Source organism: Acinetobacter sp. CY73, from assembly GCF_059515865.1.
Genome location: NZ_JCAKMZ010000004.1, coordinates 115,635 through 141,699 on the forward strand (window position 1 = coordinate 115,635; position 26,065 = coordinate 141,699).

Annotated in this window: 19 protein-coding genes, 2 tRNA genes and 1 pseudogene; 9 read left to right on the forward strand and 13 right to left on the reverse strand. The window is 38.4% G+C overall.

Annotated elements, in window-relative coordinates; all coding sequences use genetic code 11:
- The first annotated feature begins 237 nt into the window (after window positions 1–237).
- Both AC5YD2_RS03850 and htpX read left to right on the forward strand, forming a co-directional pair.
- Complete coding sequence (locus tag AC5YD2_RS03850) at window positions 238–1,137, forward strand: lytic transglycosylase domain-containing protein (RefSeq protein ID WP_496125070.1); 900 nt, start codon at window positions 238–240, stop codon at window positions 1,135–1,137.
- Window positions 1,138–1,253: 116 nt separating this feature from the next.
- Window positions 1,254–2,159, forward strand: a complete 906-nt coding sequence (htpX, locus tag AC5YD2_RS03855; protein ID WP_496125048.1) for a protease HtpX — start codon at window positions 1,254–1,256, stop codon at window positions 2,157–2,159.
- Between the two features lie 150 nt (window positions 2,160–2,309).
- Here htpX and AC5YD2_RS03860 read toward each other — a convergent pair whose 3' ends face one another.
- From AC5YD2_RS03860 to AC5YD2_RS03870, 3 genes are all read right to left on the reverse strand, one after another.
- Window positions 2,310–2,891 (reverse strand): DUF4112 domain-containing protein, encoded by a 582-nt coding sequence (locus AC5YD2_RS03860; protein ID WP_496125049.1) that lies wholly within the window; start codon window positions 2,889–2,891, stop codon window positions 2,310–2,312.
- 264 nt (window positions 2,892–3,155) lie between these two features.
- Window positions 3,156–4,505, reverse strand: a complete 1,350-nt coding sequence (gene mgtE, locus AC5YD2_RS03865; RefSeq protein WP_496125050.1) for a magnesium transporter — start codon at window positions 4,503–4,505, stop codon at window positions 3,156–3,158.
- A 262-nt stretch (window positions 4,506–4,767) separates the two neighbouring features.
- Window positions 4,768–7,866: a multidrug efflux RND transporter permease subunit gene (locus AC5YD2_RS03870; RefSeq protein WP_496125051.1), complete on the reverse strand. Its 3,099-nt coding sequence runs from the start codon at window positions 7,864–7,866 to the stop codon at window positions 4,768–4,770.
- A gap of 403 nt (window positions 7,867–8,269) precedes the next feature.
- On the opposite strand from AC5YD2_RS03870, the gene AC5YD2_RS03875 reads away from it, so the two are divergent.
- Complete coding sequence (locus AC5YD2_RS03875) at window positions 8,270–9,430, forward strand: glycerophosphodiester phosphodiesterase (RefSeq protein WP_496125071.1); 1,161 nt, start codon at window positions 8,270–8,272, stop codon at window positions 9,428–9,430.
- A 94-nt stretch (window positions 9,431–9,524) separates the two neighbouring features.
- Here the strand turns inward: AC5YD2_RS03875 and AC5YD2_RS03880 are convergent, their stop codons facing one another.
- Window positions 9,525–10,787, reverse strand: a complete 1,263-nt coding sequence (locus AC5YD2_RS03880; protein WP_496125052.1) for an MBL fold metallo-hydrolase — start codon at window positions 10,785–10,787, stop codon at window positions 9,525–9,527.
- 113 nt (window positions 10,788–10,900) lie between these two features.
- Between AC5YD2_RS03880 and AC5YD2_RS03885 the strand changes: the two genes are divergently transcribed.
- Complete coding sequence (locus AC5YD2_RS03885) at window positions 10,901–11,275, forward strand: diacylglycerol kinase (RefSeq protein WP_496125053.1); 375 nt, start codon at window positions 10,901–10,903, stop codon at window positions 11,273–11,275.
- An 87-nt stretch (window positions 11,276–11,362) separates the two neighbouring features.
- On the opposite strand, the gene AC5YD2_RS03890 is transcribed toward AC5YD2_RS03885, so the two are convergent.
- A complete protein-coding gene (locus AC5YD2_RS03890) occupies window positions 11,363–13,318 on the reverse strand; it encodes a YadA-like family protein (protein WP_496125054.1) in 1,956 nt (651 codons plus the stop codon).
- A gap of 496 nt (window positions 13,319–13,814) precedes the next feature.
- On the opposite strand from AC5YD2_RS03890, the gene AC5YD2_RS03895 reads away from it, so the two are divergent.
- Window positions 13,815–14,192: a hypothetical protein gene (locus tag AC5YD2_RS03895; RefSeq protein WP_496125055.1), complete on the forward strand. Its 378-nt coding sequence runs from the start codon at window positions 13,815–13,817 to the stop codon at window positions 14,190–14,192.
- A 409-nt stretch (window positions 14,193–14,601) separates the two neighbouring features.
- On the opposite strand, the gene groL is transcribed toward AC5YD2_RS03895, so the two are convergent.
- The 4 genes from groL to AC5YD2_RS03915 form a co-directional block, all read right to left on the reverse strand.
- Window positions 14,602–16,236, reverse strand: coding sequence for a chaperonin GroEL (groL, locus tag AC5YD2_RS03900; RefSeq protein WP_496125056.1), 1,635 nt, complete (start codon window positions 16,234–16,236; stop codon window positions 14,602–14,604).
- A gap of 72 nt (window positions 16,237–16,308) precedes the next feature.
- Window positions 16,309–16,602: a co-chaperone GroES gene (groES, locus tag AC5YD2_RS03905; protein ID WP_496125057.1), complete on the reverse strand. Its 294-nt coding sequence runs from the start codon at window positions 16,600–16,602 to the stop codon at window positions 16,309–16,311.
- A gap of 181 nt (window positions 16,603–16,783) precedes the next feature.
- The gene (locus AC5YD2_RS03910; protein WP_496125058.1) at window positions 16,784–17,572 is read right to left on the reverse strand and encodes a metallophosphoesterase family protein; all 789 of its coding nucleotides are present in this window, start codon (window positions 17,570–17,572) and stop codon (window positions 16,784–16,786) included.
- Window positions 17,572–18,507, reverse strand: coding sequence for a diacylglycerol/lipid kinase family protein (locus tag AC5YD2_RS03915; protein WP_496125059.1), 936 nt, complete (start codon window positions 18,505–18,507; stop codon window positions 17,572–17,574). The genes AC5YD2_RS03910 and AC5YD2_RS03915 overlap by 1 nt, the downstream gene beginning before the upstream one ends.
- Window positions 18,508–18,913: 406 nt before the next feature.
- Here AC5YD2_RS03915 and AC5YD2_RS03920 point away from each other — a divergent pair, with 406 nt between their 5' ends.
- Both AC5YD2_RS03920 and AC5YD2_RS03925 read left to right on the forward strand, forming a co-directional pair.
- The gene (locus AC5YD2_RS03920; RefSeq protein WP_496125060.1) at window positions 18,914–20,746 is read left to right on the forward strand and encodes a phosphoenolpyruvate carboxykinase (GTP); all 1,833 of its coding nucleotides are present in this window, start codon (window positions 18,914–18,916) and stop codon (window positions 20,744–20,746) included.
- 164 nt (window positions 20,747–20,910) lie between these two features.
- The gene (locus AC5YD2_RS03925; RefSeq protein WP_496125061.1) at window positions 20,911–21,339 is read left to right on the forward strand and encodes a hypothetical protein; all 429 of its coding nucleotides are present in this window, start codon (window positions 20,911–20,913) and stop codon (window positions 21,337–21,339) included.
- A gap of 62 nt (window positions 21,340–21,401) precedes the next feature.
- Here the strand turns inward: AC5YD2_RS03925 and AC5YD2_RS03930 are convergent, their stop codons facing one another.
- The 3 genes from AC5YD2_RS03930 to folD form a co-directional block, all read right to left on the reverse strand.
- Complete coding sequence (locus tag AC5YD2_RS03930) at window positions 21,402–23,501, reverse strand: DUF4034 domain-containing protein (protein ID WP_496125062.1); 2,100 nt, start codon at window positions 23,499–23,501, stop codon at window positions 21,402–21,404.
- A gap of 87 nt (window positions 23,502–23,588) precedes the next feature.
- On the reverse strand, window positions 23,589–24,257 hold the full coding sequence (locus AC5YD2_RS03935) for a class I SAM-dependent methyltransferase (RefSeq protein ID WP_496125063.1): 669 nt from the start codon (window positions 24,255–24,257) through the stop codon (window positions 23,589–23,591).
- Between the two features lie 71 nt (window positions 24,258–24,328).
- The gene (gene folD, locus AC5YD2_RS03940; RefSeq protein WP_496125064.1) at window positions 24,329–25,177 is read right to left on the reverse strand and encodes a bifunctional methylenetetrahydrofolate dehydrogenase/methenyltetrahydrofolate cyclohydrolase FolD; all 849 of its coding nucleotides are present in this window, start codon (window positions 25,175–25,177) and stop codon (window positions 24,329–24,331) included.
- 153 nt (window positions 25,178–25,330) lie between these two features.
- On the opposite strand from folD, the gene AC5YD2_RS03945 reads away from it, so the two are divergent.
- Together AC5YD2_RS03945 and AC5YD2_RS03950 are read left to right on the forward strand one after the other, a co-directional pair.
- Window positions 25,331–25,404: transfer RNA gene (locus AC5YD2_RS03945), tRNA-Cys, on the forward strand.
- A 12-nt stretch (window positions 25,405–25,416) separates the two neighbouring features.
- A tRNA-Leu gene (locus AC5YD2_RS03950) sits at window positions 25,417–25,502 on the forward strand.
- A gap of 108 nt (window positions 25,503–25,610) precedes the next feature.
- Here AC5YD2_RS03950 and AC5YD2_RS03955 read toward each other — a convergent pair.
- Window positions 25,611–26,054, reverse strand: a pseudogene (locus AC5YD2_RS03955) (transposase family protein); the annotation flags it as partial.
- Window positions 26,055–26,065 lie beyond the last annotated feature (11 nt).

Sequence of the window (26,065 nt, forward strand, 5' to 3'; positions counted from 1 at the left end):
TCAACAACTTAACTAAGTCAAGTCGCTTAGATTAAATAAAAATAAATATTTTTTTTGGATATTTACTCAACAATTAAGTCTTGATTTTTGAAAAATCTGTTGTTAATAATTAATTCATTGTTTTTCTATACAACTTTCTTTGATAAACTCAAAATGACTTTGGGGATCGTAATTTTTAAACTATAAATAATGAAAAAATCATATTCGATACAACTTAAGCGTTTTCATTTTCCATTTTTGTTGAGCGCTTTGAGCATTTCGCAATTTTTACCTGCAACTCTCGCAGGTGAAACGATTTATCAACTTAAAGATTCAAATGGAACAACCTTACTCACCAATAAAAAGAATCGCTACAATTCACTTAAAGTCGAAAAGAAAACCTACTACCCTGACAGTAACATTCATGCTTATAGTAACTGGGGTACTTCTGAAGCTTCAGTACTCCCCAGCCAAAATCGAAATAAAAATGCGTATGATCACTATATTCGTCAAGCGGCTCAAACACACGGTGTCTCAGAAGGTCTAATTAAAGCGGTCATGCACACTGAATCAGGCTTTAATATTCATGCACGCTCTCCAGTCGGTGCACAAGGCTTGATGCAACTCATGCCTGCTACGGCGAAGCGCTTTAATGTTAGTAATGCCTATGACCCACAACAAAATATTTTCGCAGGTGCAAAATATTTAGCATGGTTATTAAAGCGTTTTAATGGCAATACCAGTTTGGCTTTAGCTGGATACAACGCAGGTGAAGGGAATGTAGCAAAGTATGGCGGGATTCCTCCCTTTAGAGAAACTCAAGACTACGTACGTCGTGTAACCAGCCGTTTCAACAATTTATATTCAAATGGTTTAGGTGCAACACAAGCGTCTTCTCACAGTTCAACTCGTTCATCTTCTAATACTCTACAAAGTCCGCAAGGTACTCTGATTGCATCAGGGCAAAGTACTTCAAGTCATGCGGGTCAAAGCACTTCAAATCATGCGGGTCAAAACATTTCGCAAAGCAATCCCCCTCCTAAATATTCAAACCGACAAATTATTATCGCGTCTGATGGCACCTTTACCGATGCACCAGCGGGCTCATATAGTACAGCGAATGCTTCTGCGACTGCTAAAATCTATTTTTCCAATTAATTTTTGTTTTATATTTGAATTTAGCGCTTGAATTTTTAGCCACTCGAACGCATATTTACACATAGATTTTCGATTTGAAAATCAAATTATTACTAATTTAAATGAGGATTTTCTCGATGATGCGGATTGGTTTGTTTTTGCTTACCAACCTCGCGGTACTGGTGGTAGCTGGCATAATTTTGTCACTCTTCGGTGTCGGTAGTTACCATGGCGCAGGTGGCCTAAACTTAGGCAGCTTACTCGTATTCTGTTTAGTCTTTGGTATGGTTGGCTCTTTAGTCTCTCTGTTCATGTCTAAATGGATTGCGAAAAAAACAACTGGTACAGAGTTAATTGATCCAAATGCTCCACGTAACCAAGCCGAAGCATGGTTATTGAATGAGGTTGCACAGTTAGCACAACGTTCAGGGATTAAAATGCCTGAAGTGGGTATCTTCCCTTCGTATCAATCTAATGCTTTCGCAACAGGTTGGAACAAGAATGATGCATTAGTTGCTGTGTCTACCGGTCTACTTGAACGTATGAACAAAGACGAATTACGTGCTGTCCTTGCGCACGAAATTGGTCACGTGGCAAACGGTGACATGGTTACCCTTGCACTGGTTCAAGGCGTAGTCAACGCTTTCGTGATGTTCTTTGCACGTATCGTCGGTGACTTTGTTGACCGTAATGTATTTGGTCGTGAAGAAGGTGAAGCACCAGGTTGGAGCTACTTCTTAATCACCATCGTTCTGGATATCGTATTTGGTATTTTGGCTTCTGCAATCGTGATGTGGTTCTCGCGTTACCGTGAATACCGTGCCGATGAAGCGGGTGCACGTTTGGCGGGTAAAGAAGCGATGATTTCTGCACTATTGCGTCTCCAAGCTGAATCAGAAATGCCTGATCAAATGCCGAAGGAAATGAAAGCTTTTGCAATTTCTGCAGGTCGTGAAGAAGGATTTAGCCTTGCTGCGCTATTCCAAACTCACCCATCTATTGAGCAACGTGTCGCTGCACTTCGCCAGCTTGATTGCCATTAAGATTGATAAAAAATGAGTTTTTAAAAGCCTCCTTCAAGGAGGCTTTTTTATGTATAGATACAATCCATTTTGACAATTTTTCTCAATGATCCTTCATATTGAAGATCACATTAATAAAAACTTTTAAGCATGTTAATTATTAGCTGAGATTTAAACACCTATACCTTGATACCATTGCCATAACCAACTTGCCCCGAGCCAAATGGCAAAAGCAAACATCGCTAAAAATAATGTGCCTAAAATATCTGGAATATGAATCCAAATCCAAGCCACAGCAGGATTACGCCAAAAAGCTGAGTCTTGCTGTTTCTGTTCAAGTTTTTCATGTAAAAATGGATGTACCACATGATGATCGGTTTGCACATTGTACTCTTCACGAATATGATCATGCACCACAGCTAAAGCCTTGCGACTTGGACGAATAAACACATCAAAAATGGTGCCTGCTACAGGTATAAAACCGACCACTGCATCCATCGCCGCCAATTTGATCACACCATTCAATTTATGTTGTGGCACACCGATCTGTTTGGCTTTTACTACAGCGTAACACGTCAGGACAAAACCTGCGATGTCTCCTGCAATAGGAATAGTACTCAATGCAGCATCTGCACCCACTCCTTGCTTGGTAAAAGGAATACGGACAACAGAATCCATCATATTGGCAAATTTAGCCAAATCACGTTCTAAGCGGATCACTTCAGCTTGTGATAATTTTTTCGGTGAAGTCATAAGTTTCTATCTGTGTTGTGATCTGTGTATGTATCCATCTGTAATAGCTTGTTTTTATTGTGCAATCAATATGAGTTTGATTAACAATCATGATCTATACGTGAATTAATTCTTGTTCTATGTTGCTCTTGTTCTATTTTGCTCAAGTTCAGTGTTGATCTGATGCAGTGTCACTATCATTTTAATGGATCTGCAATTCACCCCTTCTATATCCAATCAGTGCGATAAATACAGCATTAAAAAAATGGGGAATTATTTTAGTCATCAGGCTAAATTCACTAAGAGCTGTGAAGCGATAAATAAATACACCACGACACCAGTTGCATCACAGATTGATGTGACCAATGGGGCAGAAGCACTGGCTGGATCAAGTCCGAGTTTATTTAAAATAAAAGGTAAACTCATACCAATTAAGCAGCCTAAAAGTACAATTGCCATCATGCTGATCGCAAGCACCAATGCCACCATTTCATCGCCACGTATATATCCGAGGATTGAAACAGCAAATGCCATCGTGCCACCCAAGCACAGTGCAACCAAACTTTCACGCCCTAACAAATAAAACCAATCTTTCAAATGTGCATCACCTGTTGCAATTGCTCGCACCATCAGCGTGGCTGACTGTGATCCTGCATTTCCCCCACTGCCGACCAACAATGGTAAGAAAAAGACTAAGACAATATGTGTAGCAATGATATCTTCATAATGTGAAATCCCAATGCCAGACAATAAACTTCCAAAAATCAAGAGCACCAACCAAAACACACGTTTCTTATAGAGCGAAAAAATAGGCGCAGATTTCAAACTGATATTTGGAGAGGACTCAACTGCACTTCCCTTTAAAGCATCTTCATTGAATTCTTGTTGTAAAACATCCATCGCATCATCATAAGTGACAATCCCCAAGAGATGATCTTCAGCATCGACAATCGGTAATGCGATAAAGTCATAATGACTGAGTTTTTTGGCAATCTGTTCCTGATCTTCATCCACTTGCCCCGTAATGACATGACGATTCATAACATCTGAAATTAATTTTTCAGGGGCCGCTTGGATGATTTCTCTGAGTGAAATAACCCCTTCTAATTGGCGCAATGCATTGGTGATATAAATCAGATACAACGTTTCTCGATCAGATGCGACATGGCGGAGTTGATCAATTGCTTGTTGCATATTGAGTTCAGGTGACAAGGTCACAAAATCCGAACTCATGATTGCACCCGCGGACTCCTCAGCATACATTTCTAAGGATTGAATTTCAGCACGTTTTTCTGTATCTAAACCGTTATAAATCAATTGCTGTAAAGATAATGGGAGTACTTTAATCAGATCAACCCGATTGTCTGAGTGCATGTCAGAAATGATCTTAATTAAACGTTGATTCGGAAGATGATTCGCAATATCAGCTTGTTCAGTCAGTGATAAGTATTCAAGTACATATGCTGCATTGGGCATTGATTCAAATAAAGAGACTCTTTGAGATATCTCTAAATTTTTGCTTAAAGTTGCCAAATCTGCTGGGTTAATCTGCCGAGTAATCTCCTGAATAACCGCTTGATCTTGTATCGAAATTGCATGATAAAGCGCATTTAATTGTTCTTCTAAATTGATCATTATTATTTTGCTCGACAACAATATTTGCTTAGCTTAAAGCTTTTTAGAATATGACACGAGTCGTGAGTAGTATTTGACGATAAAAAGTAGTATTTGACGATCAAAAATGGTTCATACCTCCTCATAATGATCCATTCAAAAAAAAGGCTAACTCACATTTGAATCAGCCGTTTTAAAAAATGAAAGCAACATTTTAAGCGTTTTAAGAGAAACAGTGCTGGATCTAAAAGTCTGCTCGCTCAGTCAATATCGCTCTCAAAATTTATTCCGATTGAGGCTTCACCTTAAAGATCGAGCGAACCAAAACGTACATAAATGGAATAAACAGAAGAACCAAAACGGTTCCAAAAATCACCCCACCCAATACACTCACACCAATTTCTTGACGACTAGCTGCACCTGCACCACTGGCAAACACCAAGGGAATAATCCCTGCGCCAAATGCTAAAGAGGTCATTAAGATTGGACGTAATCGTAAGCCTGCCCCTTCAATTGCCGCGGCAATCGCCGTTTTACCTTTCTCTTGGGCTAATGCTGCAAACTCCACAATTAAAATGGCATTTTTACATGATAAACCCATGGTCGTCAGCAAGGCGATTTGGAAATAAATATCATTTGGAAAACCAGCTAAAGTACTAAAGATTATATTTCCGCCAATGCCTAGAGGAATCGCTGTGAGGACGACCGTTGGAATAGACCAACTTTCATAAAGTGCCGCTAAGCAAAGAAAAATAAAGGCAATGGAGATGAGATACAGCCAAATTGCCTGACTACTGGATTGATTTTCTTGATAAGACAAACCACTCCAAGCCACACCTAAACCTTCTTGTTGATTCACCATGGTTTGGATATCGCGCATTGCATCACCAGAGCTCACACCTTTCACGGTATCTGCTTCCATTTGCAAAGCGGTATAGCCTTGGAAACGGTTCACCACATCGGGTCCACCACTCCATGTCACTGTCGCAAAATTACCAAATGGCACCATCTGATTTAAATTATTACGCACACTCCACTGATTTAGATCCTCAGGCTTAGAACGGAATTCTGCGTCACCTTGCATCATCACACGCTTGATACGACCACGATCAATAAAGTCATTGATATAGCTTCCGCCCCATGCCGCAGACAAGGTACTATTGATTGCTGATTGGCTAACGCCATTGACCATTGCTAATTTTTGATCAATATTGACTTCTAACTTTGCTTTGTCAGGATTTGATCGTTTGCCTAGATTTTCAAAAGTAGAGAAATTTAAGGCCTTGCCTTCAAGTATGCCAAATTGCGTATCGAGATATCCTCGTCCTTGACCATTTAAATCTTGAATCCAAAACTCAATCCCATCGGTATTGCCTAAGCCATTGACTGATCCAGGCAGACTGATCATGATTCTTGCATTAGGATGATTTTTAAAATGTTCCATTGCTCGTTCACGGATGGCAGCTGCTGAATTTTGAGCATCTGGACGGTCATTCCAGTGTTTTAATGCGACAAACCCTGTTCCTAAATTTTGACCCGTACCTGAGAAATTTCGTCCATAACGGATTTGTACTAAATCAACATTTGCCTGTTCTTTATCTAAAAAGTATTCACGAATTTCTTCACCCACCACACGGCTTTTGGACATCGGTGACCCTTCAGCCAAGCTGAATTGAACACTGATAAAACCTTGATCTTCACTTGGAATAAAACTGGTCGGTAATGATTTATAGATCAAACCAAATGCACCAATCAAACCAACAAAAGCAACAAAGACCACCCATTTAAGCCCAAATGCACGATTCACCACTTTTAAATAATGATGCTTCAAAGCATCCATTTTTTGATTAAACCAAACAGCCCAGCGTTGAGGTTTAGGATTGGGTTTTAAAATGATGGCACACAATGCAGGCGTTAAAACCAATGCGACGAGTAAGGACAATGACATCGCAGCAATTAACGTGATCGAAAACTGTCGATAAATCACACCTGTAGATCCAGTGAAAAAAGCCATCGGAATAAATACTGCCGTCAAGACTACGGTGATCCCAATCAATGCTCCTGTCATTTCTTGCATTGACTCAATCGATGCTTGCTTGGCTGTCAGACCTTTTTCATGCATTAATCGCTCGACATTCTCTACAACGACAATGGCATCATCCACTAGTAATCCAATCGCCAACACTAAAGCAAATAAGGTGAGTGTGTTAATACTCATGCCCACAGCGAATAATACGGCGAAGGTTCCGAATAGTACGATTGGAACCGTTAAAGCAGGAATCAGCGTGGCACGCCAACTTTGTAAAAACAGGAACATCACCAAAATTACAAGGATGATCGCTTCAATCAGTGTTTTCACCACCTCTTTAATCGACTCTTGCACAAAAGGTGTGTTATCACGTGGATAAACGATGACATAGCCTTCGGGCAGTTTTTGGCGAATCTTGTCCAGTTCAGCTTTGATCAATGCTGAAGTTTCTAATGCATTTGCACCAGATGACATTGAAACCGCTAGACCTGCTGAAGGTGAACCATTAATAGTATTAAATGCTTGATAATTTTCAGCGCCGAGTTCCACCCGTGCGACATCTTTTAAGTAAACAAATTGACCATTTGCTGTCGCTTTGACAATGATGTTTTTAAACTCATCGACCGTTTTTAATCGAGAGCCTGCGGTCACTTTGGCATTTAAATATTGGTCTTGAACGACAGGTAAATCCCCAATACCACCTGCTGCGACTTGCGTATTCTGTGCTTCTATGGCAGCTCGAACATCACTTGGCATCAATTGATATTGACGTAAAGAATTGGGATTTAACCAAATACGCATCGCATATTGAGAACCAAAAACATCAACCTCACCCACCCCTTCAATACGTCCAATTTCCTGCTCAATATGATTCGACAGATAATCAGACAGCTCAATATTGTTACTTTTATTGGTCGTGTCATATAAGCCAACCACCATAAAGGTATCACCCAAGGACTTATAAACATTGACGCCTTGTCTTTGCACATCATCTGGTAGTCTATTCAAAATCCCATTGATACTATTTTGAACTTGTACTTGAGCCGTATCTGGATCTGTTCCATTTTCAAAACTCAGACTGATCCGTGCATTACCCGATGAATTACTGGTTGAACTAAAATACAGTAGGTTATCAATACCTTTAATCTGCTGCTCCAACATTTGCGTGACGCTTTCTTCAACGGTTTCTGCATCTGCCCCTGTATATGTGGCAGAGACGGTAATCCGAGGAGGAGCGATATCAGGATAACGTTCAACAGGTAAACTCATGACAGAGAAAATACCCATCGCCATCACGATTATGGCAAGTACCCCTGCAAAGATTGGACGTTCAATAAAAAACTTAGATAGCATCAGATTGGTTCATTAATTAATTGAGGTTAAGTAATCGAGGTTAAGTGTTTCGAGATAAATGAGAATAAATACAAAATATAACAATCACATTGATCTTCTGTGACAACAGTCTAAAACACAATAACTAATAACAGAAATCTTTAATTTTGAACCAATTATGAAGAAATCATGGAGGGCTTATGTCACCATCTTCAAACATTTTGAACATGCCCATTTGAGAGTGTCATCACTTTGCAAAGTTCACATGCTGTACTCGATTCACTTGAAAGCTGGATTCTAACTTTCAGTTTTATTTGTCATTTAACTTTATAACAATAGTGAGATAGTCACGATGAGAACGAGTCACTTTACACAACAACTCACCAGACCTAAATTAATAAAATCCCAATTCTCAACAACAAAGGTGCTGAGCCAAACGCTGCTCAGTTTAGCCATTCTTCCTTTTTTAACAGCATGTCATGATGACGATCATGATTCATTCAATCAGCCGTCCTCACCCTCATCCTATGTTGAACCCCAAATTATTATTGTTGGACATCGTGGGGCAAGCGCGCTTCGACCTGAGCATACTTTAGCGGCGTATCAAAAAGCCATTGATGATGGTGCGGACTTTATCGAACCTGATTTAGTGGCAACTAAAGATGGTTATTTGGTGGCACGACATGAGAATGAAATTGGTGGTACAACCAATGTTAAGACACTGGGCCAATATAAAGATCGCGAAAAAACTAAAACTATCGATGGCAATGAGATCAAAGGCTGGTTTACTGAAGATTTCACGCTCAATGAACTCAATCAAAATATAAAAGCACGCGAAAGAATTGCAGAATATCGCCCTCAAAATGTTCAATACAATGATCAATATTCAATTCCCACACTGGATCAGATTATTGAATTAGCTGAAAACCATTATAAAAAAACGGGCAAAATTATTGGTCTGTATATCGAGACTAAACATCCGACTTATTTCCAAAGTATTGGTTTGGGTTTAGAAGATCCTTTACTGCAAACTTTAGCAAAGTATCCATATACCCGTGAAATTGCTCCGGTCTATTTACAGTCTTTTGAAGTTGCTAATTTGAAATACATGAATGATCAGCTTGATCAACATAAAAGCTTAAAGCATGCAAAAATTATCCAGCTTTTAGACTCGCCGAATAGTGCACCTGCTGATTATGTTAAAAGTGGAAATCCACAAAAATATCTAGACATCGCATTAGCATCAGGCTTAAAGGAAGTAGCAAAATACGCAGATGGCGTTGGGCCGAGCAAAACCTATATTTTTTCGAATACAGATCAAAACACCACCACCAGTTTTGTCAAAGATGCGCATGCTGTGGGTTTAAAAGTGCATCCATATACTCTAAGACCTGAAAATAATTTTCTACCGACTTATTTAAGATGTAGTGAAAACCTAACAGAAGCCTGTTCTAGCGGTTCTCTAAAAGAATTCGAACGTTTCTTTAAGGCTGGAGTTGATGGTGTCTTCACGGATGATCCTGCTTTAGCACGTCGTGCAGTGGATCAGTATTTGAAACCCATGGACAATAACGCGGTCAAATAATATAGGTTCATCAATAGGATCTAGAAAAAATAAAGCTTCAAAGATAAAGGCGCTTAATTTTTAAATTAGGCGCCTTTATTTCATTGCATGACTTTTATTTTACTTGTACTGGATGATCTACCCATTGTGAAATTTCCTTTGGAGCAATTTCATTGGGTACAACAACAATAGTCACTGGTTTTTTACGAAATTCTTCAGGATCTACGAGTTTCGGAGTTGTAGGAGTCACAGGAGTCACAGGAGTCACAGGAGTCACAGGAGTCACAGGAGTCACAGGAGTCACAGGAGTCACAGGAGTCACAGGAGTCACAGGAGTCACAGGAGTCACAGGAGTCACAGGAGTCACAGGAGTCACAGGAGTCACAGGAGTCACAGGAGTCACAGGAGAGCTTATCGCATGCCACTTATATTTCAAATAACCATTGCTCTCGATATAACCAATACCGGGAAATGGTAAATGCGCTGCTGCAACAACTGCTTTTTTAAGCGCCAATTCCTCGAACATACGTTTACGCGTTTCAGCTGCTTTGAGTGCATCAACATCAAACTCTACAGCAAGCATTGGCTGTTCAAACTGTAACTGATGGCTATGAACGACATCCCCTAAGAAAACAAGTTGCTCATTTCCATTCACCAATTTAAAGCTACGATGACCTGGGGTGTGCCCTGCTGAATGAATGACTTCCAGTCCATTAATAATGGCACCATCTTTAAACGTTCTAAATGTTCTATTTTGCTTATAAGGGGCAAGTGCCTTTTCTATTTGAGCAACCGTCGCTTTAAATTTTTCTTGGGAACCAGCAGGTATGGAAGTCAAAGTACTTGGATTTAACCAATACTGAACTTCATCTTCATGCACATAAAGGTTTGCCAATGGGAAAACGGCTAGACCTTCTTTCGCGATACCACACACATGATCAGGGTGTAGATGAGTCAAAAATACGGTTTGAATATCAAAAGGTTTATATCCCGCAGCTTCAATATTTTTAACCATACTTCCCAAATGTGTACCAAAACAACTTGCAGCTCCACTGTCAACTAACATCACAGATTGACCATCATCAATTAAAAAAGCGTTAATTGAAGTCGGCAATGCCCCTTTAATACCCAATTGATCAAATAATTTTAGACGTTCTTCATTTCCAATATTTTGATTGAAAAGTTCACGACTGAGTTGATTGGTACCATCCAATAAGGCAACAATTTTATATTTGCCAAATTGGTATTGATAAAACCCCTGAGATGCAGATGCATTGGCACTTGAAATGGTTGTTGATGCGACATTCGACTGCAATTCAGCTTGCAAAGTTTGTGTTGTGATCACACCCATGAATAAAGCTAAAGATAAGGCTTTCATTAATTCTCTCATTGCACATTATTTATAGTGAGTTTTTGATTAATTCTTTCGATTTAATTGTATTTTAAATTTACTGTACTATTTTGCCTGAAATTTTATAAAAGTTTAAGTATATGAGCGACTATTCTTCACTAAAAGGTAAAACAGGTCTTAAACGGATTATCAATGCTACAGGCTATTCTCTAGCAGGATTTAAAGCGGCTTTTCAACATGAGGCTGCTTTTCGCCAAATTATTCTGATTAATGTGATTTTGATACCCATTACCTTTTTCTTAGATATTTCTCGAATTGAACAAGCTGTGCTGATCGCCGTTTGTTTATTGGCAGTAATCGTGGAATTGTTTAATTCTGCAATTGAAGCTGTTGTTGACCGTGTATCACTCGATAAACATCCGCTTTCTAAAAATGCTAAAGATATGGGAAGTGCAGCGCAATTTGTAGCACAAGCTATTATTCTGCTTACTTGGTTATTAATATTAATACCTTAACAAATCATCACTTAACTCTATAAAAAATCCCCGCATAGAGCGGGGATTTTTTGCATTTTACATTCTACATATCAAGCTTGGAAAGTATTATTTTCCGCCAAATACGTATGCAACACCTAGACGACCACCAACTTCGCTACCGCCAGCAACACCAAGTGCACCACTGATAGAAGTACGGCCATCTTTAAGTACTGTAGCAAGACCTAATGCAAAAGCAGATTCGCTTTCGTAATGACCTACACCACCAAATACTGCAGTTTGACCCGCACCAATGTTAGGTACGTTTTGTTGTGCAGCTAAAGCGATTGCTGTACCACGGTAAGCAGTTTTCTCAACGTCATCTACACGAGCGTTCAATTGATCTACACGGTTATTAAGACCTGCAGCAACACCATTGAACTGAGTTAAACGTGAATCAACTTCAACGATTTTTTGGTCAACTTCAGCAACTTTTGCATCAATTGCTTCTGAAGCGCCTTCAACTGCAGAGTCAACAGAATCTTTGATGTTGTCAACAATACTTACGCCATTGATACGGAAGTCACCAGAATCTACATAATCAGCAGTGATTGTAGTTTTAGCAGTCGTTGTTTCACCGTCTTTAGTCACAGTTTTAACAACTTCTGTACCATAAACATTTTCAGAACCATTCTTACCAATTACACCGGTAGAAACGTGTTGAGAAGTTTCAGATACTAATTCGCTACTGTTCTGCTTATCAAATTGTTCTGTATCTAAACCAGTACTAGTTGTTACACTTGCATCGATACGATCTTCTTTAGTCGCAACCACTGATTCTTTATAAGTAACATTTTTATTTGTTACAGTATTATGTACAACTGCATTGTTAACTGTACCAGTTGTGAAGTTAGCCGTACCAGTTTTATTATGCGAACCAACTGCTGGAGTTTCACCTGTATATGCAACTAACTTACCAGCAACAACTTCATACCATTGTGTTGTAAATTCTGCACCTGGTACGTCATTATACACTTCTACAAGTTTTTTACCCTGACTTTGGTAGTGACGAGCTTTTTGTGATACTGAAGTTTCACCACTAGTGCTACGTACAACTACACTTCCGTCAGTTTGTAATGTGCCATTGCCATTGTTTACGCTTAGATCAGCTAAAGCAATACCATTACCTGTCATCATTACAACATTATTATTATCACGTGCACTTACACCATAGATATTTTTAGCTGGGTCTAGGTAAGGATCTGCACCATTAATACCATTTCGATAATCGCCGGTATTCGCAATGATACCAGACTGTACATAACGAATATCATTAGAAACTACACCGTTAACGCCATCAAATATAGCGTCAACTGGTTGATTATTCGCAGTAGGTGTTACAATGTTACCATTCGCAAGACCAGCGATTTTACCTGTTTGACCTTGATAACCGTAAAGTACATGCTCTCCATTGACTATTTTACTTTCATAACCAGTGTTTGTCGTGAAGTCAGTTCCTTCTAATTGACCACCACGCTCTAGCGACCAAACTGATTTATCTTCAATTGCGTCAGCACTAATTTGATTATTAGCAACTAACACATTGTTTGCATTCAACGTAAATGTACCAGGTACATACTGTTGTGATTCAACTTGTTGCAAACGGTAAACAGTAGTGCCATCTTTATTTGTATATTTAAATACGTCGTATTTAAAATCATCTCTACCTGCTTCACCGGTAACTGCCTGTGAACCTAAATCAATACCAACCCAATCATTATTGCGATCAACTACATTTCCTAGAATCGGTAAATAGTCAGACGTAATTCTATTATCGCCTTGCGTATTAGTATTATAAGTAGTCGCTAATTCACTGTGTACTGGAGCATATACAAGATTTGAAGTATCAATTCTTTGACCAGTAACACTATCCACAAAATAATTATCACTGTTCACAAACTTATTATCGACAAGATTTTCTGTCACTTGAACAGGGTTCGCAACTTGTTGAACTACAGCTGCATTCGCTGTTGATACTGCTACTACTGCTAAGCTTGCTGCTAAAAGCGTTTTTTGAAATTTCATAAAATTTCCCTTCAGTTTTTATAAAAAGACTGGCCTACCCTAGGATCGATGTAAACCAGCAAAACTTTGATGAATGTGTGGCTAATTGAGTCGTCTACCAAGTCACATCTCAACCACCAACGTGGCTACGCGCTAATCATATACAAAAAGAAACACTCTTATCAATCAATATTTGATTTAAATTAATATTATTTCACTTTCATTCTTGTTTAAAAAGAAATAAATTATATATATCAATTATTTATTAATTTTTATTTATACTAATTTTTAAATTTTTGCTTTATAAAAATTTTTTTTGAAAAAAACTCAGTTAATTTATAATTCAACAAATATATAAATATTAAATTTTTCTAAACAATTTCAAAACCTTATTATTAAAAATTTAAAAATATATTCTATATATTGAATTTACAAATCACGATATGAAAACAAAAATAAGATATCAATTATGATAATTTTGTTTAAACTATTCATATCTTTGAATTTATGTACCAAAATGAGCAATCAGTTAGAAAAGTTAAGTTTTTCCAAAAGACTTCAACAAACACTTTTGGATAATCATCATCCTATTAGCCCAACTTACTTGAGCAATGCTTTTAATGATCGTTATGATGGTCAACCGATCAGTGTCCAGTCCGCTAATAATTGGTTATTAGGCAAGGCTATTCCTAACCAAGATAAATTGTTAATCTTGGCTATTTGGCTTAATGTTTCTAGTCAATGGTTACGTTTTGGTGAGGAAAGTGAACTTAACATTCACTCCCATATCAGCGCTGTTTCGCCCAAAGATCTTGAACTCATCACAAAAATTCAGGCACTAAGTAATGATCAACAAAAGATTTTGTATTCATTAATTGATGAATTTACTCGATAATATTTTGTTTCTGATTATTTGGCCGTGTTATATCTTCTTTGTTTTTATATTCTTCGATGATTTTTTCGCACTCAATAATTCTACGATAAAGTGATCTCAATTCATTTTTAGAGATTTGAACTAGATCGTTATTATTGAGTAATTGATCTTCAAGTTGTAATTGATTTGACATTTTTTAAGATATTAAATTTATGGTTGATATGATCATAAACTATTCTTATACAAAATCTCAATAAAAAACTACACTTTAATGTTAAATTTGACCAAAAAATAAAATTAAATTAATGAAATTACATATTTTTTATTAAAAATATTAAACTTTAGTCTAATTTTTATTTTTCTTAAATATCAACTTTTGATTGTAAAAACCCCCGCACTTAGCGGGGATTTTTTATGATCTGAGGAATGATTACATCATACCGCCCATACCACCCATGCCACCCATATCAGGCATTGCAGGTTTGTCTTCTGGAATATCAGTGATCATGCATTCAGTTGTCAGCATTAAAGCAGCAACCGAAGCAGCGTGTTCAAGTGCAGAACGCGTTACTTTAGCTGGATCAAGAATACCCATTTCTAACATATCGCCATATTCGCCAGTTGCAGCGTTATAACCATAGTTACCTTCACCGTTCTTCACAGCATTGATCACTACAGATGGCTCATCCCCAGCATTGGCTACAATTTGACGAAGTGGAGATTCGATCGCACGACGTAGGATATTGATACCTACATTTTGATCATCATTCGCACCCACAAGACCATCCAATGCAGAAGCAGCACGGACTAGAGCAACACCACCACCCGCTACAACACCTTCTTCAACTGCAGCACGTGTCGCATGAAGCGCATCATCAACACGGTCTTTCTTCTCTTTCATTTCAACTTCAGTAGCTGCGCCAATTTTAATTACAGCAACACCACCTGCTAACTTAGCAACACGTTCTTGAAGTTTCTCTTTATCGTACTCTGAAGTAGATTCTTCAATTTGTGCACGGATTTGTTGAACACGATCAGCGATTTGAGTAGCATTACCCGCACCATCAACAATCACAGTGTTTTCTTTAGAAACAGTGACTTTATGCGCTGTACCTAAATCTTGAATGTCTGCTTTTTCTAAAGACATACCCACTTCTTCAGAAATCACAACTGCACCTGTCAAGATTGCGATATCTTGAAGCATTGCTTTACGACGATCACCAAAACCAGGTGCTTTAACCGCACATACTTTGATAATACCGCGCATATTGTTCACTACAAGTGTAGCCAACGCTTCGCCTTCAACATCTTCAGCGATAATAAGAAGTGGTTTACCCGTTTTAGCAACAGCTTCTAATACAGTAATCAATTCACGGATATTGCTGATTTTTTTATCAACAAGAAGAATGAACGGATTTTCAAGTTCAGCTGTTAAAGTTTCAGGCTTGTTTGCAAAGTACGGGCTGATATAACCACGGTCAAACTGCATACCTTCAACAACGTCAAGTGAATCTTCAAAGCCTGAACCTTCTTCAACAGTGATCACGCCTTCTTTACCCACACGTTCCATCGCTTGAGCAATGAGTTTACCCACAGTCGTGTCAGAGTTAGCAGAGATCGAACCCACTTGTTCAATTGCTTTGGTGTCAGATGCTGGTTTAGCGGTTGCTTTAATATTTTCAACAACTGCACGTACAGCTAAATCAATACCACGTTTTAAATCCATTGGATTCATACCTGCAGTTACAGATTTGATCCCTTCGTTTAAAATTGCTTGAGCCAATACAGTTGCAGTTGTTGTACCATCACCCGCGATATCATTGGTTTTTGAAGATACTTCACGAACCAATTGTGCGCCCATGTTTTCGAACTTATCTTTAAGTACAATTTCTTTAGCAACAGTAACACCATCTTTAGTGATGTGCGGTGCACCGAAAGAACGGTCAATAACCACGTTACGACCTTTAGGGCCTAACGTTACTTTTACTGCATCTGCAAGTACGTTTACACCCGCGATCATTTTTGAACGCGCTGAATCACCAAATTTTACGTCTTTAGCTGACATGTTAAAACTCCATATATTTTTTAAATTTTACAAATGACATTGCAAAGAAAAAGTGCTGTGGCTTGTTTAGAATTAAGCTTCTAAAACCGCCAAAATGTCAGACTCTTTCATAATAAGAAGCTCTTCACCTTGTACTTTTACAGTTGTTCCTGCATATGTACCAAACAATACTTTATCGCCAACTTTTACATCTAATGGACGTACTGTGCCATTGTCAGTCACTTGACCATTACCTACTGCAATGATTTCACCTTGAGCTGGTTTTTCAGCAGCAGAACCTGGAAGTAAAATACCGCCAGCTGTTTTAGTTTCTTCTTCAACACGGCGAATAACAACACGATCATGTAATGGACGGATATTGCTCATTGTAAAACTCCAACAGACTCAGTCTATATGATGAGATGACGACTTTATGGTTCTATAAATATTGTTCCATGAGTCATCATCGAAAAAATATTTTCAATGACTCTGTTGTGGGGATGGAAAAAAACGCTTCAAGGGGAAAATGAAAAAAAAGTGATTTTTTTGTATTTTTTTTATACAAATCTTAAGCTTTTACGATTAAACCCTGCTTGGTTTGATCAATGACAAATTCTTGTAACTGCTCAGAAAAATAATAGGGTGTGATATCCATATTATTTTCAACCACATTAAAGCTATTCGGCAAACCTTGATGCAAACGATGTGAAGTTGCCGTACCTGCATGTATTTCTAAGACAGGATGATCCGATTGCAATTGATAAATCAAATTCAAATCATAAACTGCAGACTGATGCAAATGTCCATGCAGAAGTCCATTTAACCCTGATCGCCCCCACATTTGCAGGGCTGTTTTGCCCAATATTGGACAATCTTTAATCCCATGCGGATCATCGGGTGGAGAATAAAAAGGTTGATGCGCCACAACCAATTTCGATTTATGTGCAGGCGCATTTTTTAAAATTTGATCAACATATTGAATTTGTTCAAGTGAGATATGCCCTTTGGTATGATATCGTCGGCGAATACTATTCACCCCAACAACAAAAAAGTGCTCGGTTTCTAGAACCGTTTCCATCTTACCGAAAAACCATTGATAACGACTAAATGGATTAAAAAAACGATTCCATAAATGATATAGCGGTATATCGTGATTGCCCGGAATGACTAAATAAGGAAGATTCAGACTTTCTAAAAATTGTTTACATGCATAAAACTGTTTAAAACGAGCGCGCTGAGTTAAATCACCACTGACGACAACCGCTTCAGGAGAATTCAATTCACAAAACTTACGAATCGCATTTACACATTCGATCTTTTCAGTTCCGAAGTGCAAATCAGATAAATGCAGAATCATTATGTAACCTGATTGTTGACGACCATGACATTTAAGGCATGTTTATCAACGCTACATTTTAAAGGTGTTTTAATTTTGACAATTTCACCATCAATCGCGACTGTAAGCTCTGATTTCTTTGAATACACCCGAACTTCTTCTCCACTAAAGCTATAAACATCAGCGGCTTTATCAAGCTGACCACGAATCAATTGAAATAAGGTTTTAAACAAAGTGAACTTATCCGTCTTGGCTAAAATCACTCCTGCAACCTTACCTAATTCAGCACACTTCGAAATTTTAAGATTCATATCAGCCAATTGAAGTTGATTATTACCAAAGAACAAAAGAGGCGTTTTGACTGGATAGCGTTTTTGATCCACCTCTATTTCCAGCTTCAGTTCTTTACGGTCACGAATCAGTACATCCAACCCTGAGGTATAGGCATGTAAAGGAAAACGCCCAAACTTTCGATTATACAATTCGCGCTTTTCAATAAATAAAGGGTAAAGCCCTAAACTCGCATTATTGAGATAAATATGTTGATTTATTTTTGCAACATGAATTTTTCTTATTTGCCCTTGAGCGATGACTTCTGCAGCTGCCATAACATCTACTGGAATATCCAATACACGTGCCACATAATTAAAGGTTCCAAGAGGAATAATACCCATAGGAATCTCTTGATGTATCAGTTGTGAAGCAACAGCGTTTAACGTTCCATCTCCACCCGCTGCAACAATTACCCCTTGATTATTCTTAGATTGGTGTCGCTGTTTAACTTTATTCATCAATATTGAAATGTCTTTTTCTGAAGCAATATCAAAAACTTGTATTTCAAACCCATGGTCTGACCAATAGGTCATAAGCTGCTCATAAACTTCATCATTTTTGGCTGAATGAAATCCTGATTTTTCATTGTAGATCATGGAAAGTGGTCTAAGAGACTGTTGCATATACCTGAATAACTTGAATTATTTACTCTAATTTCGACTAATTCCTATCTATTTAAAAGCACATTTATGTAAATTTCGGATAACAACCATTCAATATTCCAATGAATATTAAAAATATTTTTTTAATATTAAGCCATTAATAAATAATATTATTTATAATATAAATACTAAACATTGCTTTTATTGATTTAGCAAATTTTCGCTTTAAAAAAACAATATTTATTTATAAATCAATAATTTAATATAATTGACATATTAAAAAGCTTTTTAGCCTTTGGTCTTATTTTTTTTAACAAAATATGCTTTAATACAGCCACTTTTTTTATACTGAAATCCAGATCCTGTATCACAGTATTTGGATTATTATTTGTACGCAACATTGTACACATTTGATATAGGCCTCGCCATGACCCAAGTGAACGCACCAGAATTCGTTCGTCACCCTAAGCTTATTGCATGGGTGGAAGAGATTGCACAATTAACTAAGCCAGCAAAAATTGAATGGTGTGACGGTAGCCCTGAAGAATATCAACGTTATATCGACTTGATGATCGCTAACGGCACAATGCAAGAACTTAACCAAGAAAAACATCCTGGTTCTTATTTGGCGAATTCTGATCCTTCTGACGTTGCTCGTGTTGAAGGTCGTACTTATATTTGTTCAGAAAAACAAGAAGATGCTGGCGCGACAAACAACTGGGAAGCTCCAGCTGAAATGCGTGCTCGTCTTAACGGTTTATTTGACGGTTGTATGAAAGGTCGTACTTTGTACGTTGTTCCTTTCTCTATGGGTCCTTTAGGTTCTCATATTGCACATATCGGTATTGAACTGACTGACTCTCCTTATGTTGCTGTTAGCATGTCTAAAATGGCGCGCATGGGTAAAGCTGTTTATGACGTTTTGGGTACTGATGGTGAATATGTACCTTGCGTACACACTGTAGGTGCTCCACTTGCGACCGGTGAGAAAGACGTTGCATGGCCGTGCAACCCTGAAAAATGGATCGTGCATTATCCAGAAACGCGTGAAATCTGGTCTTTCGGTTCAGGTTACGGCGGTAATGCATTGTTAGGTAAAAAATGCTTGGCTTTACGTATTGCATCTTCTATGGGTCGTCAACAAGGTTGGTTAGCTGAACACATGCTCATCCTTGGTGTAACGAATCCACAAGGCGAAAAACACTACATCGCAGCTGCATTCCCATCTGCATGCGGTAAAACAAACTTCGCCATGTTGATTCCGCCAGCAGGTTATGAAGGTTGGAAAATTGAAACTGTAGGTGACGATATTGCTTGGATTAAACCAGGTGAAGATGGTCGCTTATATGCCATCAACCCTGAAGCTGGTTTCTTCGGTGTAGCGCCGGGTACAAATACCAAGACCAACCCGAACTGTATGGCTACATTAACCAAAGATGTGATCTATACTAACGTTGCAGTGACTGACAACGGTGAAATCTGGTGGGAAGGTCTGACTAAAGAAGCGCCTGCTAATCTGACTAACTGGAAAGGTCAACCACACACTGGCGAAGAAAAAGCGGCTCACCCGAATGCTCGCTTTACAGTTGCTGCAGGTCAATGCCCTTCTATTGACGCTGACTGGGAAAATCCAGCAGGTGTTCCAATTTCTGCGTTTATCTTCGGTGGTCGTCGTGCAGACACAGTGCCTTTAATTTCAGAAGCATTTGACTGGGTTGACGGCGTTTACAAAGCTGCGACTATGGGTTCTGAAACCACTGCTGCTGCTGTGGGTCAACAAGGTGTTGTACGTCGTGATCCATTTGCAATGCTTCCATTTGCTGGCTACAACATGGCTGACTATTTCTCTCATTGGTTAGAAATGGGTGAAAAAGTTGCGGCTAAAGCTGAAGCTGCTGGCAACAAACTTCCTGGTATTTACAACGTAAACTGGTTCCGTCGTGATGCTGAAGGTAATTTTGTATGGCCTGGTTTCGGTCAAAACATGCGTGTTTTAGAGTGGATCATTGATCGTTGTGAAGGTCGTGCATCTGCAGTTGAAACACCAATTGGTTTAGTTCCGACATATGAACAACTAAACTGGACGGGTTCTGATTTCACTAAAGAACAATTTGACCTTGTGACTTCTCAAGATAAAGATCAATGGATCAAAGAGCTTGAAAGCCATACTGAATTATTCGACAAATTAGGCGATCGCCTTCCAGCTGCATTAAAAGCTCGTCAAAACGAACTTTTAGAAGCTGTTAAAAAATCTGCTTAATTTAAGTTAAAATAAGAAAGGTCGCATAAGCGGCCTTTTTTATCGTCTATAAAAAATATTAATACAATCACTGCTTATTTCTTAAACTTTATTTTTCATGTTCATTTATTCGCACACAGCTGTGGCATACTTAAATAAATCCCCCATGCATGGATCGTCATTCAATGAAAAAACTAACTACAGTGATTGGTTTAGGACTCACATTAGTCACTCTAACCGCTTGCCAAACGCCCCGTCAATATAACGGTGTTACAGGCTTTCAAATCGAAGATCAGACTGCAACAACAGCAACCATAGCATACACGCTAGCAGGACGTGCTAACCGTGACCTTGACGAAAATAAGCTGCAACGCGCATGTCAAAAAACCTTAAACACCACGCAACAATATAAATTAAATGTCTTAAGCGTAAATGAGATTGCTAATCCTAATTTTGCTCAGAAAGATCAACAAGGTGTTCAACTTGGGCAGTCAAGAACATCTTTTGGTTTATCGAATACCCAAGGCTATAACAGCACTGAAGACATGGCGACACGTCAAGCTTTAGAATCACGCCCAAGCAGTCTTCATGTCGTACGTTATACTTGTTCTTAATTGATTTTAAATATGCATAAAAAAGACGCTATTTATAGCGTCTTAACATTTACTTCACAACTCTAATGTCGATCGGTAGCATCTGCTAGTCGTTCAAATTTATTCATAATGGGCAACATCCACTCTGGAATTTGATTTTGTTCAGCTTCGAGTCTTGATTTAAATTTAGATTTCGCAAACAACCACCCTGTAGGTTTACTCCAATCATTTTGCAATAGAATATAATGTTCATCTTCTGGATCTAACCTAAGCGCTTGATTTATCCAATATAATGCCAAATAACGATTTTCTTTTAATCCATGCCCGTTATAACTACAAATACCATAAAGTTGAGCAATCCATGCCAACGATTCAGCATCATGACGAGTGTCATGCATCTGATCAGGCATAATTTTGATAAGCAAGTCCTCACGCTGTTGATCAGTTCCTGTTTTTTGTATGAGATGAAAGTAGGCTTGGTGCGCATCAAAAACTTTTAAATCAAGCGCTTTTTTAAAATATTGTAAAGCTTGATTAACTTTATCATTATCTTTATTCGAATAATTTTCAAAATCTAATTTTTGGTAAATCTGATCTCCTGCCTCACAAAGTGCATTTGGATGATTTTTATCTAGTGCTTGCTTAAACCAATATTCAGCATCATCAGTATTCTGTTCATCAATTAAACAATCTTCTAACCCTAATCCTTGACCACGATAAAGCTGAGCTAGTGAATATATAGTGTCAGTATGTCCAGCTTCTGCCAATGCATGCATAAACTTTAAAACTACAACTTTATTACCTATAAATGCGATATAAGAAATAGCATCATCAATACCATAATCAGCATCTTTACTCAGTAAAGCAATACACTCACCCACATCAAACTTATACTCATCTTTTTCAAAACCCCAAATTTCAGCTTCTGATGCAGCTGTTACTAACATATAAATAAATTCGCTATCGTGCCTTTTAAAACAAAGCTTGAGTAGTCTATAGAGAGTCTCATTAATCCCAGGTAACAAATCTGCAAAGTTACACATAGCCCAACATAAGTGATCAACTATATTATCATGCCATTCTGACAACCAAAAAAAATCATTCTCAAATTCTGTAATTAATTTGTCTGTCAAATGATTTAATTGAGTAGCGTACAGGCGACTTTGATCATATAACTCATTATTATCATCTGTTAGATAATTAATCACAAAGTCAATGAACTCACACAAAAAGTCTGCTTTGATATGATCTGGCAAATCAAGTTCAAGTAGTTCTTCAAATTTTCTTTTATATCGATCAATTTCCGAAGCCGCCTCAACTTTCGGGTAATTCCTAATTAACCAATCCGAATTTTTTTTCACCAGTAAACGATTAAATTTCTGTGTTGGCAATGCCTGACAGATTGGACTTTGCAGAAATTGATCAATATTTTCATGATCTTGGCCAGACCACCTTGGATAGAGATAATGCACATACGTTTCAAAGGCAGGAATAAATTCAGCGTCGAACGCTAAAATACGATTGAACCAATAATCAATCGGATAATCCATCTCCTGTTCGGTAGGTACAGGTAGAATTTGTGGCATTTTCAATGATTGAGGTAAAAAACCACCATATTGCTGCAAATACTCAATGCTTGCCTCAGAATAGTAATCCAATTCACTAAAATTGATCTCACCACTTCCAAACCAATATGGCAGTTTAAGATAGCCAGTAAGCGACATGACATCATCGAGTAACCAAAGGCAGCGATGATCTATTTCTATCGCTTTCAAATACCAATAAAAGGCCATATCTTTAGCAATCTCAGCATTGTCCCATGACTGCTGTGAGACAAAAACACTGTACGCACCACCACGAGCTTTGGTGGCAACATTTTCCCAAAATTGACCGAGTAGATATGCACTGAATAGACTTGGAGCGGATTGATGCCATTTCACCAAATGCGAACAGACTTGAGGATAACTCCAATGTTTAAGCTCGTAAAAATGATAAGGTCGGCACCAGAAAAAAAATTGCTCTTCAATAGGTAAATCATGCAAGACTTTTGCAGTTTTACTTATCTGATACATATTCATATAGAGCTGATTAAGCGAATCAAACTGTTGATCCTCAAAATCTTTAATCAAATTTTTTTTAATTTTTTGATAATCTGCATACTCTTCTATATATGGTTTATTCATTGTTATAGATTCTTTATTTGGTTTATAGTTCTGTAAAATAGTATTCTAAGCTCAAGTATATTATCAATAAAATAAAAAAAACGCTATTCATAGCGTCTTATAAAAACTTACATTACGAAATTCGGGTGACTCATCCAAATCAGGCCAAGTCGTGGCACTTCTTTCCTCTAGCTTCTCATATTTCGGATGACTAAAGTTTTTCACACGACTGTCTGCTACCCACACTTCTGGTGCAAATTTTAAAAATTCATCTAAGAAAAAACGGTTACATTGGTCATAGAGCACATCTGCTGCAAGCAAAATATCGACTTGTTCAGCCTTATAGAGATCATCCAAATACTCTAATTCGATGTCATTCAACTCAGCATTGGCACGACAAGCATCTAAACTCACTTGATCAATATCACAACAGATCACACGCTTCGCACCCGCGATTTTAGCTGCAATTGCGACCACACCCGAACCTGAACCAAAATCTAAGACTACTTTATCTTTCACATGATGTGGTTCAGCAAGCAACCACTGTGCCATGGCTAAGCCTGACGCCCAGCAAAAGATCCAATACGGCGTATCATTCCAAATACGACGAATCACCTCATCATCCAACTTATCCGTTGGAAATATAGGCGGAATCAACCACAGTGATATCGGCGTTTCAGGTAATTGCTGTGCTTCGAGTTCACAATGTGGAATCACATCATGCAATGCTTGAAGCAGATGCTCAGGGGCTTTAGGGAATTGAAAAGTACAGCTCATTAAGTTTTTATTCGTTCTAATTTAAAAAATCCCCTCTCCTTTTAGGAGAGGGTCAGGGAGAGCTCTATTTCTTAACCCAAAGCTTTTTCAGCAGCCTCAACCGTTTGGCGAATCAAGGTCGTAATCGTCATTGGGCCCACACCACCCGGAACAGGTGTATATGCAGAAGCAACCTCTTCAATACCCACCAATTGAATATCACCTACACCACCGCCATCACGTGGATGGAAACCTGCATCTACAACCACTGCACCAGGCTTGATCCACTCTTTTTGAATGAGTTCTGCTTTACCTACAGCACCGACAATAATATCCGCTTGCTTCACAAAGCTAGCCAAGTCTTGCGTACGTGAATGACAAATGGTCACTGTTGCGTTGGCTTCAAGCAGCATTGCTGCCATGGGTTTACCCAAAATTGCTGAACGCCCAACAACAACAGCATGTTTACCTGCGATTTGGATGTTGTTTTCTTTTAAAATCGTCATGATACCTGCAGGTGTTGCAGAACCATATGCAGCCTCACCCATTGCCATACGGCCATAACCCAAGCAAGTGACACCATCTACGTCTTTTGCAAGTGAGATTGCATCAAAGCATGCACGCTCATCAATCTGAGCAGGTACTGGATGTTGAAGTAAAATTCCGTGAACATCTGGATTTGCATTCAATTTTTCAATTTCTGCAAGCAACTGTTCTGTTGTTGTCTCAGCTGAAAGTTCAACCTTTAAAGAGTCCATACCGACACGGCGGCAAGCATTTCCTTTCATACGTACATAAGTTGCAGATGCGCCATCATCACCGACTAAAATAGTCGCAAGAATCGGGGTACGACCTGATTTCTCTTTTAGCGCTTCTACGCGAGTTAACAAGTCAGCTTCAATTTGCTTCGCCAATGCACGACCATCTAAAACTAATGCCACGGCACATCTCCAAGTGTTGATATGAATCAATTTTGCACATAATACATGATAATTTTATTTATTTTTCGCTATATGCTGAATTTCTGCACATACAGTATGGCGATGCTATTGTTTTTTTTTCAGGGCTTGCTAATATACGCATCAACAAGACATGGCGGGGTGGCAGAGTGGTCATGCAGCGGACTGCAACTCCGTGTACGCCGGTTCGATTCCGACCTCCGCCTCCATCTTGTTAAAATGCCCGAGTGGTGAAATCGGTAGACACAGGGGATTTAAAATCCCCCGCCCACAAAGCGTGCCAGTTCGAGTCTGGCCTCGGGCACCATTTTAATACTTCTTAAGATGGTGCAATAAAATTTCCAGCTTTTAGCTGGTTTTTTTATGCCTAAAATTTACACTTAAATTAAAAAAATTAGACCTCTTGCGAAAGTCGTTATTGCAAGTTTATCCGGTTTACAAGTGCAGCAATTAAGTTGATGCGTAAACCGAATCGCTTACGTCTGTTTCGGTAGCGTTCACTCAATATTCTAAATGTTTTTAATTGACGATTGATGTGTTCAATCACAATTCGTATTTCTCCAATCATTTTATTGTACTTTTTCTCAATATCAGATAAGGCAGAATTCTTCTTTTTCTTAATAGGAGTCAATAGCTTAAATCCACATTCCTCTAGTCCATGATATCCTAAATCAGTAATCACATATTCACAATGCTTGAATTTTGCAATCGTTTTTCTTGCCAATTTAATGTCATGTTGACTACCACTCGATAGATCTAGACCTATGATTTGTTGGCTCTTTGGATGATAGATCACTTGCGCTTTGAGCGTATGTTTCTTCTTTTTACCACTGTAAAACTTACTCTGATTTTTTTTGGGGACGTTCTATT